This is a genomic window from Bacillus sp. UMB0893, assembly GCF_002858905.1.
Classification (GTDB): domain Bacteria; phylum Bacillota; class Bacilli; order Bacillales; family Bacillaceae; genus Bacillus_P.
Map to the genome: position 1 here is coordinate 259,889 of NZ_PKLB01000002.1, position 11,892 is coordinate 271,780.

Annotated in this window: 9 protein-coding genes and 1 pseudogene; 1 reads left to right on the forward strand and 9 read right to left on the reverse strand. The window is 37.3% G+C overall.

The features are described from left to right. The 9 genes and pseudogenes from CYJ36_RS06940 to CYJ36_RS24335 form a co-directional block, all read right to left on the reverse strand. The coding region (locus CYJ36_RS06940) for a sugar phosphate isomerase/epimerase family protein (RefSeq protein ID WP_101566175.1) at window positions 1-625 on the reverse strand (625 nt) is incomplete at its 3' end. Window positions 626-651: 26 nt separating this feature from the next. Next, a complete protein-coding gene (locus CYJ36_RS06945; RefSeq protein ID WP_101566177.1) occupies window positions 652-1,617 on the reverse strand; it encodes a Gfo/Idh/MocA family protein in 966 nt (321 codons plus the stop codon). A gap of 16 nt (window positions 1,618-1,633) precedes the next feature. Continuing rightward, entirely contained in the window at window positions 1,634-2,461 is an 828-nt protein-coding gene (locus CYJ36_RS06950; protein ID WP_101566179.1) for a carbohydrate ABC transporter permease, read from the reverse strand. Between the two features lie 12 nt (window positions 2,462-2,473). After that, window positions 2,474-3,418 carry a carbohydrate ABC transporter permease gene (locus CYJ36_RS06955; RefSeq protein WP_101566181.1) on the reverse strand — a complete coding sequence of 315 codons (945 nt, stop codon included), beginning with the start codon at window positions 3,416-3,418 and terminating at the stop codon, window positions 2,474-2,476. Between the two features lie 60 nt (window positions 3,419-3,478). Beyond that, a complete protein-coding gene (locus CYJ36_RS06960) occupies window positions 3,479-4,762 on the reverse strand; it encodes an ABC transporter substrate-binding protein (protein WP_101566183.1) in 1,284 nt (427 codons plus the stop codon). Window positions 4,763-4,972: 210 nt separating this feature from the next. Then, window positions 4,973-6,121, reverse strand: coding sequence for a GntR family transcriptional regulator (locus CYJ36_RS06965; RefSeq protein WP_219621072.1), 1,149 nt, complete (start codon window positions 6,119-6,121; stop codon window positions 4,973-4,975). Between the two features lie 106 nt (window positions 6,122-6,227). After that, complete coding sequence (locus CYJ36_RS06970) at window positions 6,228-7,373, reverse strand: Gfo/Idh/MocA family protein (RefSeq protein ID WP_219621073.1); 1,146 nt, start codon at window positions 7,371-7,373, stop codon at window positions 6,228-6,230. A gap of 174 nt (window positions 7,374-7,547) precedes the next feature. Next, window positions 7,548-8,543 (reverse strand): L-glyceraldehyde 3-phosphate reductase, encoded by a 996-nt coding sequence (gene mgrA, locus CYJ36_RS06975; protein WP_101566186.1) that lies wholly within the window; start codon window positions 8,541-8,543, stop codon window positions 7,548-7,550. 414 nt (window positions 8,544-8,957) lie between these two features. After that, a pseudogene (locus CYJ36_RS24335) lies at window positions 8,958-10,175 on the reverse strand (acyltransferase family protein). A gap of 472 nt (window positions 10,176-10,647) precedes the next feature. On the opposite strand from CYJ36_RS24335, the gene CYJ36_RS06990 reads away from it, so the two are divergent. Next, window positions 10,648-11,448: a class I SAM-dependent methyltransferase gene (locus CYJ36_RS06990; RefSeq protein WP_101566192.1), complete on the forward strand. Its 801-nt coding sequence runs from the start codon at window positions 10,648-10,650 to the stop codon at window positions 11,446-11,448. Window positions 11,449-11,892 lie beyond the last annotated feature (444 nt).

An 11,892-nucleotide genomic window follows, 5' to 3' on the forward strand; every position in this document is an offset into this window, starting at 1 on the left:
CAGCCAATAACGCAGTATCTTTTCCGTGACAGTAAAGCACTTTCTCTCCAAATTCATCTAGGAACCTCAGGTAATCAATTCCCAGTCTGACTAAGTGCGAAGGATCATAATTTACCCCGAAATGCTTTGACGGCACCTCATTGAACATATATCTGAGCACCTCTGGAGTGGTTCCGAGCGTTGGATATGCAGGTGCAGGACCCGGCCACCCTTCCAATGCAATATAAAGATTGTTTTTTTCTGCTAAGCCGACAACCTCCGGAAACGTTTCTTTCCAAATTTCTAAGCTTCTTTTTTTAGGAAGAAGGCTGTTTTCAGGTACGAGGCACATAAAAATAACGCTGCCTCCCAATGCTGAAACTTGTTCGAACTGCTCCTTTAATGAGAGCACTGCATTCCAGCGCTTGCCTTCATCCTCGCTTAAAATATCGGTGTTTCCAACACACCCTTTTCCATCTATGGAACCAATGCCGATTTGATAGCTTGATAATATATTTTTTACTGATTCATCCAGGATAGGAAGATCTAGAACTTCAATTCCATTTTCTTTTGCCCATTTTGCTGTGTACTCAATTCCTTCTTTTCCAAAATGCGGGGGTATTCTCATGCCGATTGGATTGTTCACATTTATCCCTCTCAATCTCAGAATTATTATTTTTTCTGCAAGTTTGCACTGTCTGCTTCATAGATTTCTTTTGTAAACTTTAAAACCCGTATGGCAAATTCACCAGGAACCTCAACCTCTTTTATCCCAAGTATGGCATCTATGAAGCTTTTATCTGTATTATTATCAGCAACCTCTATACTTTGATTTACTGGAGCTTCTCCATTTCGAACGAGAGAAACCTGACCGTTTTCGTAGAAAATGGCTCCCTTATCTCCTATAAAAGAATACGTTTCATGCCAGCAAGGTGACATGCCTGCAATGGTGATTGTACCCATTACATTTTGTGTGTATTTGACAGTTGTAAATGAATCGATATCTACCTCTGTACCGCGCTGATGGATAAATGATTTGGATTCTATCGGGGTAAGTCCTGTAATCCATAGAATGGCATCTAAAATATGACTTCCCGAATCAAACAGCATACCCCCTCCTGACAAAGCTGGCTTTTGCCTCCATGTTCCTGCTGATAGGTAAATCCAATCCTGATAGAGAGAAGCATTTACACTAGTAAGAATTCCGATTTGATTTTCTTCGATCAGCTTTTTAATATGGATGAATTCAGGCTGATAATGCCGCTGATACGAGATTTGCAGCACACATTTCTTCTCTTTTGAAAGCGCGATAAGTTCTTCCGCTTCTTCGACAGAACACACCATCGGCTTTTCAAGTAATACGTGACAGCCTTTTAAAAGAGCCGTTTTTGCATGTTGGTAATGCAGAGTGTGCGGAGAGCAAATAATAACTCCATCTAATTCTGAATGATTCAGCATTTCTTCAAAATCATCAAATTCTAGAGCTTCAACATCCTGTGTTTGAATAAAGCTGTGTCTGCTTTCGGGATTCGGATCGGCGATTGCAGCAATGAGTACATTCTCTAATTCTCTTAAATGTGAGGCATGGTAATGGGCTATTCCTCCAGAGCCAATAAAACCAATTCTAATCTTATTCACATTAACTCATCTCCTGTCATCCTTTAATACCGCTAAATGTAATCCCTTTAATAAATGTTTTTTGCAGGAAGAAGAACAAAACAATAATTGGAAGCGTCATTAATGTTGAGACCGCCATCATTAATCCCCATTCTGTTCCTTTTTGACTTTGGAATTGCTGCAGGCCGAGTGAAAGGGTATAGGATGTCTCGTCTGTTAAATAAAGCAGCGGTCCTAAAAAATCAGTCCAGCTTCCCATAAATTGAAACAGTCCTACTGCAAGTACAGCCGGTTTTGCCAGTGGAAGCATAATTTGCCAGTAGATGCGAAACTCACCTGCTCCATCAATTCTCGCGGCATCCATTAACGTATCCGGCAAGCCGAGAAAGAATTGGCGCAGTAAAAAGATATAGAAAGGAACTCCGAAAAAGACAGGTATGATCAGCGGAAGCGGGCTGCCGACCCAGCCAAGTTTTTCAAACAAGATGAACAGCGGGATCATTGTGACTTGTCCCGGAATCATCATGACGGCAATCGTCACAATAAATAGAGCATTGCTGCCTTTAAATCTTAATTTCGCGAACCCGTATGCTACCAACGGGCATGTAATGACTGCTCCAATTGTACTGAACACAGTAATCACAACAGTGTTTTTCAAATAGCTGAAAAATGGTATATAGTCGACAGCCTCCTGATAGTTGCTCCACTTAAACGGTGAGGGAATCCATTCAGGCGGAAACGAAAAAATCTGTGTTTGATCCTTTAAAGAGGTAGACAGCATCCAGAAAAATGGAACTAAAAAGAGAATGGATATCAATATCAGAAATGTATGGGCGAATATGCTTTTTGACGTTTTCGTTCTCATTCGAATCCCTCCTTATTTTCCTTGATAATGAACCCATCTTTTTGAAGTAGAGAAAATAACCGCTGTTAAAATCATGATGATAGCAAAGAGGATCCATGCCATCGCAGAGGCGTATCCCATTTTAAAAAACTTAAATCCATTGTCATATAAATACATGACATAAAAGGTTAATGAATTTGCTGGAGTTCCCTGTCCGCCAGTCAGCGCGTACGGCAATGCAAACTGCTGGAAAGCGCCAATAACACCCATAACGAGGTTGAAAAAGATGACGGGAGTTAATAACGGCAAGGTAATATGTATCGTTTTCTGGAACCAATTTGCCCCGTCTACTTCAGCAGCATCATAGTAATCCTCGGAAATATCCGTTAATCCTGCCAAATAGATGACGACAGCCTGCCCAATTCCCCAAAGGGACATTATAACGATCGATGGCTTCGACCAGGTTTCACTGCCTAACCATGCAGGCCCTTGAATTCCGATAAGATCCAGCATGCCATTGATTAAACCAAACTGCGGATTTAAGAGCCACATCCAAAGCACCGCTAGAGCTACCTGCGGCACTAGTGTAGGCAAAAAGAAAATTGTGCGGTAAACCGTCATGCCTTTCACTTTCAAATTCAGGATCATTGCCAAACATACTCCGAAAATGATGCTCAGAGGGACATAAAAGACAGCGAAATATATGGTATTAGATACCGACTTCCAAAAGAGGTCATCACTCATCAGCTCTTTATAATTCTGCAATCCGACAAACTCACCGGGCTGAAGGATACTATATGTTGTAAAGCTGAAGTAAATGGATGATATTAATGGAAAAGCATAAAAAATAATAAGTCCTAAAATCCAGGGTGTGACAAAAAGGACACCATATAAGGAAGATTTATTTCTCCACCTTTTCTTTTTTACAACAGGAATTTCATTTATGCTGGCTGACTCCTTTATCACTGGCTGCTGCATGAAACATACCTCCTTTGGTTTTTATCAGGGATTCCCCAGATGGAGAATCCCTCTGCAGCCTTATTTCAATGATTTCGTCACTTTGTCATCTACCTTTTTCAGAAGTTCTTCAGGTGTGCCGTTTCCTCTTGTTGCATTTTCGACAGCACTTGCCAGTTCGTTCCAATACAAGCTTCCCTGTGTCATAACCGGCCTGTGATTGCTTGAAGGAAGAATATCAACAAACTCTTTAAGAATTGGATCATCCTTGTATCCTAATTCCTCATTCACAGAATCAATAATAGAAAAGTCTTTTGCAATTCCGCTGAATATTTTTTGTCCTTCTTCTCCGCTAAAGAACTTCAAAAATTCCCAGGCAGCTTCTTTTTCTTTTGCACCTTTTGGGATAACTGTCGACCAGCCGCCAGACCAGGTTGTAAAGTTATCGCCTGTAGGAGTAGGCATCGGGAATACACCATACTCTAAATCAGGCTTGAATTTATTAATCGCTGATACAGTCCATGGACCGCTTACCTTCATGCTGATTTGTTCAGTAAGGAAAGGATCCATCGCACCTGTTCCTTGTGAATTTGTGAAAGCTGTGATGTCCTCAATATTGTATTTTTTTGCGTAATCTGTAATCCATTTAAGCGCTTCAACGTTTTTAGGATCATCAGCTGTTACTTCTTGTGTTTCAGGGTTGTAAAAGTCTCCTCCGAATGCCCAGCCCCAGCCGTAGAACCAGCCTTGGTCAAGCCAAGGGATTAATCCGATCTGCGAGAATCTTTTACCTTTTTTAATTGTGAGTTTTTCAGCTGCTTCTTCAAGTTCTGCAATAGTCTTAGGAGGGTTTTCTGGATCTAGTCCAGCTTTTTCGAAATGTTTTTTGTTGTAGTATACTAAGCGGGAATCTGTCGTTGTGGGTAATCCGTAAAGTTTATCTTCGTAGGTTGCTTCTTCCCAGGCAAATGGGTAAAAGTTTTCTTTAGTGATGCTATCTTTCTTCGCTAGATCAGTCAGATCTTCAAGAGAGCCTTGTGCTGCCCACGATGCAATCTCAAATCTGTCGAAGTAAGCGACATCTGGAGGGTTTCCGCCGGCAATGGAAGATAGGAGTTTTTCGTTTGAGCCTTCACCTTGATTGGCAATATAAACCGATTTCACTTTAATATCAGGATTTTCTTTTTCAAATGCTTTTACCACTTCTTTGACTGCATCTCCAGTAATGTCTGTCATTGGATGCCAGAATGTGATCGTTGTTTTGCCATCTGCGGTTTCCTTGCTTGATGATGACTCTGAACTGCAGCCTGCCAAAAGGAGCAAAAATGAAACGGCTAATAAAATAATGCTTTTAAAGTGCCTCATGAAAAATCCCCCTTTAATTTATATGTGATGATGATTAATAAAACCGAGTCCTCCTTTCCAATAAGTTAGAAATAAAGCGCTTACAAATAACATAATGACATGTCATGTTGTTATGTTTTATAGGTACTATATTAATATCTTATGAATTTGCAAGTCAATATATTTTTCAGAATTTTTAAAAATAAATAAAATAGGCCTGATTATTCAGACCTATTTTAGAGCAAAAGATTTAGTTGTTTCCCCTTCTGCAATGGAATGGGATATAAAAATCTGCTGTACAGTAGACGCTGAGTTAGATATTTTTTCATGCAGAAGATTGACAGCTTTTAAAGCGATATTCCGCTCATCTTGCTTGATATGAGTAAACAAAATTTTTGAATTCGCTGGAGAATCAAAACAAACTATAGATACATCATCTGGGACACTTCTCCCGTGCTTTGACAAACTTGCCATTACTTGTTCCCCAATTGAATGTTCACAGGCCACAATTGCAGTAATGCTCTGATGTTTCTTCAAGAATCTGTCTAAAACAACCCGTTCCTCATTCAAAAGAGTATTGGTCTTTTCATGAACCGGCAAACTATTTTTTATTTCAGTCAGGATGTAATCTCTATTTAGCTTTATGCCATGCTCCGAGTGAGCGATATGAAACCCCATCACTCGTTCCTCTATTGCCGTAGTACCCTCATAAGGCGGTGAAATGAAACCAATCTCTGTATGTCCTAATTGAAATAAGTAACTCGTTATCTCAATCGTTGCTTTTCTGTGATCGGTACACACAAATGAAGCAGGAATTCCTTTAATGAATCGATCGATCAATACAATTGGAAAATTCCTTGAAACTAATTCTAGGAGCTTGTTATTTACGTACTCACCGTGAACAGGAAAGACAATAAGTCCTTCTGCTCCCATTTGCAAAAAATCGTTCACTGCTTGTTCTTCAACTTCCTTGCTTCCATAGCTGAATTTTAACAGCAAATTACTTCCGAGTTCACTGCACCTCTGTTCAACCGCTTTTACAAGCTCCATCCCATAACTGTCATCAAATCCAGGTAAAATAAATCCGATTAATTTACGATTAGCTATAGCTGACTTTGTTTTGGAAGAAGCATCTATCTCAGCATTTGAATGAATAACAAACGAGCCCTTGCCTTGTATTCTTTCAATTAATTTTTCTTCTGAAAGCAAATCCAATGCTTTTTTCGATGTAATCCTGCTGACCTCGAATTGATCTGCTAATTCTTTTTCTGAAGGAACCTTATCACCATGTTTTAGTTTCCCGCTCTGTATTTGATTTAATAGTACATTGTATACTTTTAGATAAAGAGGATTAAAAGTTGTCATAGCGTCACCTTTCAACGGTTGATATATTCAATATAACAACTAATCCTTCTTTAGAAAAGCATTTTTATAAGAAAACTAGGAATATTCATATAATTAATAAAAAAATGGGTTTCCTCCCGCTTTACTGCAGCTGTTCTATTTTCTTTGAGATGGTGATCCATCTTTTTTCTGCTGATGATCGTTCTATCGCATCGAGTATGAGCTGGTTCTGTAAACCATCGTAGAAATTAGGGGACGGAAGGTTATTATTTGAAATCGCTTTCATAAGTTCAGACATTAAATTGACGAAGGTATGCTCATAGCCAATGATATGACCAGCTGGCCAATATGCATCAGCATACGGATGCACTTCTTCAGTACAATTAATCACTCTAAAACCTTGCAGACCTTTATCATCCTCTGTTAAGTAGACATGTAAATTGTTCATATTTTCAAGATCCCATTTAATCGAACCAAATTCAGCATTGATCTCAAAACTATTTCGATTTCGATTTCCTGCTGCAAATCGTGTCGCTTCGAATACTCCCATTGCCCCATTTTCAAACTTGGCAATAAATGAAGCTGCATCATCTACATCCACTTTTTCTTTTTTATCAGACATTTCATCAATTGGTCTTTCTTTAATAAAGGTTTCCATTGAACCGACAACTTCTGAAATTTCACCTACTAAAAATCTTGAAAGATCAATGATATGTGCACCAATGTCACCTAGTGCACCTGAACCTGTTACCTCTTTTTTTAATCTCCATGCAATCGGGAAATCGGGATCCATAATCCAGTCCTGAAGATATGTCGCCCGAACATGATAAATTCTTCCTAAGCGTCCCTGCTGAATTAGTTTCTTTGCATATTGTACGGCAGGAGCAAATCGATAATTATGAGAAATCATATGAATCACTTTATTTCTAGTTACAGCCTCAAGCATTCTTTCTGCCTGTTCGGCATTTAATGATAACGGCTTTTCACAGATCACATGCTTTCCCGCTTCTGCAGCTGCAATAGCCATTTCAGCATGAGAATTATTTGGTGTGACAATATCTATTAAATCAATATCGTCTCTTTCAATCATTTTACGCCAGTCTGTTTCATAGCTTTCCCATCCAAGCTCTTCCGCTGCCTGCTTCACACCCTCTTTATTTCGTCCAGCAATTGCTTTACGTACAGGTTTCGCCACTCCTGGAAAGAAAAAAGGAACATTTCGATAAGCTAAACTGTGTGCTTTTCCCATAAACTTATAGCCAATCATCCCAACTCGAATTTCTTTCATCTCAGATCACCAGCTTTCTAATAATAGTAGTTGTTATAAAAGTACTGTCATTATAATCACTAATTAGTCTTTCAATTGAAAAATCCTCTTTTTCGGGTAACTATTTTTTGAATTGTATCTTTCTGACTAGATTTTATAAAGAAAAGCCTTGCTAGAAAGCAAGGCTTGGTTGACTTATTTATCAGATAAAATGCTTTCTATCCTGGCTAGTTCATCATTTGAAAATTCAAGATGATTCAAAGCAGCCACATTCTCCTCAATCTGGCTTACTCTGCTGGCACCGATAAGAGCAGATGTAACACGGCCTTCTCTAAGAACCCATGCTAATGCCATTTGTGCAAGGTTCTGATCCCGCTGTGATGCAATGTCATTCAGCTGTTTGATTTTCTGGATCATTTCTTCCGTTACACGATCTTGATTTAATGCACCAGTTGATTTAGCAGCTCTTGAATCAGATGGTACACCTGATAAGTATTTACTTGTTAATAATCCTTGTTCAAGCGGACAAAAAGCAATGGAGCCAACTCGTTTTTCCTGCAGCACATCCTGTAAGCCATTTTCTATCCAGCGATTCAGCATGGAATAGCTCGGCTGATGGATAAGAAGAGGAGTGCCAAGACGGTTCAAAATCTTCACTGCTTCTTCCGTTTGTTCAGCCGTGTAGCTTGAAATTCCTATATATAAAGCTTTTCCTTGACGGACGATTTGATCTAAAGCACTCATTGTTTCTTCTAGAGGTGTATTCGGATCAGGACGATGAGAATAGAAAATATCAACGTAATCCAGACCCATACGCTTCAAGCTTTGATCCAAACTTGCGGTCAAATATTTCTTTGATCCCCATTCCCCATAAGGACCATCCCACATATGGTAGCCTGCTTTTGAAGAAATAATTAATTCATCCCGATACGGGGCAAAATCCGTTTTTAATAGTTGTCCAAACATTTCTTCTGCAGATCCTGGAGGCGGTCCATAATTATTGGCCAGGTCAAAATGCGTTATCCCTAGATCAAATGCACGGCGCAGCATGGCACGTCCATTTTCAAACGAATCAACCCCTCCGAAATTATGCCATAATCCAAGTGATATAGCCGGAAGAAGCAAACCTGAATTGCCGCATCGATTGTATTTCATAGTTTGATAACGTTCTGAACTTGCTTGATATGTCATTTTGGTTCCTCCCCTTTATTGCCTTCCTTTGTATAGTAGTTGAAGAAAGCGATTTCGTAAATGAATAAGATTCATTTTTTTAAATAATTTTGCAACTTCCGGATCGCAGGGTTGTGATTAGGGACCGTAACGCCTCCTTGCGGCGTTTATTCACGGCTTAAATACTTCTTCATTGATCCAATTAAATACGATATTTTTGAACTGATAAAGAGAAGTCGTTTGGCAGGAACGTTTGATATCTTACCAGTTTTAAGCATTTAAAAAAGGTATACAACTCGACCTGTTTACCTCGATTAATATCAAACGTCTTGTGATTGATGATATGGACTTTAGGAAGGTCCTTCGAAGTAAGAACAGGATTATACTTATAAATAAAAAACCGACATATTTAAATGTCGGTGCAATTCCCTTTTGTTATCCTACTTCATTTTGCTTGTTTAGTACTCTATTACGACGACTATTAATAAGTGAATTAGTTTTTGTCTGAAGAAACTTCCGAACATCATGGGTTTGAGCTTCCGTAACTTTGGAGAAGAAAAACGCGAAAATACAAATAAGTATAACAATTAGTATTTCCACAACTATTGATATTAAATTAGGCTGTAAGCCTGAAAAACCATTTTTAGCAATCCAATAATATAATGTATTTATTATAGGATAGTGAATTAGGTAAAGACTAAATGAAAAACGAGCAATCAACTTAGAAATCTTTCCTAGCCTTCTAAGTTCAGCTTTCCTTAATCTATCTGATAAACTATGTAGTAACGCATAAATTAAAAAACCAAAGGTTAATCCTATAAAAAGGTCTATAGCGAATAAATCCTCTGTCCAATTCTCTGTAAATAGCCTTCCAGTCATGACAAGAGGTCTAACAAGCATAGCTAAAAATACTAATATAAGAGCAAGGATGGGAATGTACCCTCGTACTAAAAAATTTATTCTTGGTATTATCAGGACAATCATTCCTATTAACCATATTAAAAAATAGGAGTTCATTCGTGTTCCAACTGATGTAATAATAAAGAAGACTATCAATAAGTAAACGAGCTTAACAATTTTGCCCTATTTATTAAAAAATAAATGTAACAATATTGGAAATAGCATATAATACCAAAACTCATAATTAAGACTCCATAAAGGTGCATTTGAACCATATACTCCTACAAATACATTTTGCAGAAAAAATATATTCCCTATAAAATCTTTTAGATTACTATAAGCGTTAGTATAACTTTCGTATCCAAAGAAGCTGGCGGCAATACTATCCAAAATAAACGTAAGTATTAATGCAGGAATTAACACAACTAACAGTCTTGAAAAACGGTTGATCAAATATGATTTCCATGACCATTTATTTTCATATACTGCTTTTAGAACGGACCTTGAGATGAATAAGCCACTAAGAACAAAAAATATGATTACTGCTGGACCTCCTAGAATATTTAGTAGATAGAGAAGCATAGCTAATAAACTCTGATTTTCTATATCACCGTATCCAACAAACAATCGAGAACTCAAATGTTCCATTACTACTAAAATAGCCGATATTCCTCTAATTAAGTCTAAATAAATTGATACATTCCCCTCTAACAATTCGTTTGTCTTAGAGAAATTCCAGTAAAACTTCCTCATTTTTCCGCCTTCCTCCTCCTGTTCAATTCACAAATGCGTCAAAAGTAACCTTTACCTATATCAGAAAGTAATATAAGCTTATGCTTTTGATTAACCGTTCTTTTTAATATCATATCATGTTCTTTATAAAGAAATATACTTTATTTTTCCATTCCCTTTTTCTACTAAGTTATTCTTCCTGTTATGTTTGGCCGTTATAAACCAAAACTCGAATATAGAAATAATATGAATTGACATGTTATCTGTGGTAGAAATACCACATCATATTTCTTAATAAACTATGTGTTACCTCTAATGATTTTTTAGTATATTTTGTATCTTTTCAGCACACAATTATTAACATTTATTTATTTCTATTGTTCTTAATTAAGAACAATGGTAAAATTAGTTATCTATATATAGGGAGTTACTTATATAAAAACTTAATAATTGTATTTCTGGTTTTATTTAAAATTAGAAGGGATTTGGGGATATGAATGCTAAAATAGGTATGCAAATTATTGGAACTGCGAAGCAGACGGTTAAGGAATACCGTTCTTCCAAAAGTCCAATTATTAGACTTGTAGTATCAATCTTGTATGTTTTGTGGAGTGCAACCAAAACTGCGATACGGATATGTGGAGATAAGGGTTTTCGCTCAATCTTCCTTTTAGAGTTGTTAAATTCTAAAAATGTTCATCAAACGACCTCCCTTACCTATATGGATCGGTATCCTACTATTTTTTCAGCATGCCGTGACTATTTTGATGGCAAACAAGATCTAAAGATACTTTCTTATGGATGCTCGACAGGCGAAGAAGTTCTGACACTTCGTAGATATTTCCCTAATGCGCACATAATAGGCGCAGATATTAATAAACATAACCTTGCAATATGTAGAAAGCTTCCTGTAGACGAGAAAATTACTTTTATATATTCTACAATTAGTGAAATCCAAAAATATGGGGATTTCGATGCGATTTTCTGCATGGCTGTTTTGCAACGAAAACCGCATTATATTGCAGAAAAAGGCATAAGTAGTCTAAAAAAAATCTATCCTTTTGAAAAGTTTGAACGGCAGATTATGGAGCTCGATAATCTGATCAATCCCCAAGGTTTATTGGTTGTTCACTTCACTCAATATTCACTTTGGGACTCTACTTTGGCCTCAAGGTATGAAGCTTTAGGTAATCATAACCAAGATGATTATTTATCGCCTGTGTTTGATAAAAATAGCAATCTAATAAAAAATCCAACTCCACAGAACAACATTTTTATTAAATTGAACAAGTAAAATCCTTATTATTTTATTTATTCACTCAAATTTCATCGATGATAAGCACTTTAGGACGGCCTTTCGATGCAGGAACACCGACTTATTGAATGAAATCTGCACTAAAGTGCGTAAAAAAATTGCGCCAAGCAATTCAGAGTGATTTAAAAACCGGATATCCTTTCCTGGAAAAAAATCGCTCTTCTTGGACGAAAATAGGGTCGCATCAGTAAGGCACCTATTCTTTGTGGTTATTGTTTCTCTGCAATTCCACTATACCAAAGAATTAGGTGTTTTTATGTCAACAAACAAATTTGTCCCATTATCCAAGAAAGAAAACTAAAGCCTTGATAGACTTACACAAAGATCGATTTTTAAGGTGAGAAAGTTGCGTAATTAGACTCTTTGACATATAAATCCCTTTTAAACAGTATTTAATATCTTTTTATCATTTAGAGAAGGCTC

Bases quoted from the DNA above. Each gene is read 5' to 3' on its own strand.
- CYJ36_RS06970 (WP_219621073.1), bottom strand. From the start codon at position 7,373: ATGAAAGAAATTCGAGTTGGGATGATTGGCTATAAGTTTATGGGAAAA.
- CYJ36_RS06990 (WP_101566192.1), top strand. From the start codon at position 10,648: ATGAATGCTAAAATAGGTATGCAAATTATTGGAACTGCGAAGCAGACG.
- CYJ36_RS06955 (WP_101566181.1), bottom strand. From the start codon at position 3,418: ATGCAGCAGCCAGTGATAAAGGAGTCAGCCAGCATAAATGAAATTCCT.
- mgrA (WP_101566186.1), bottom strand. From the start codon at position 8,543: ATGACATATCAAGCAAGTTCAGAACGTTATCAAACTATGAAATACAAT.
- CYJ36_RS06960 (WP_101566183.1), bottom strand. From the start codon at position 4,762: ATGAGGCACTTTAAAAGCATTATTTTATTAGCCGTTTCATTTTTGCTC.
- CYJ36_RS06950 (WP_101566179.1), bottom strand. From the start codon at position 2,461: ATGAGAACGAAAACGTCAAAAAGCATATTCGCCCATACATTTCTGATA.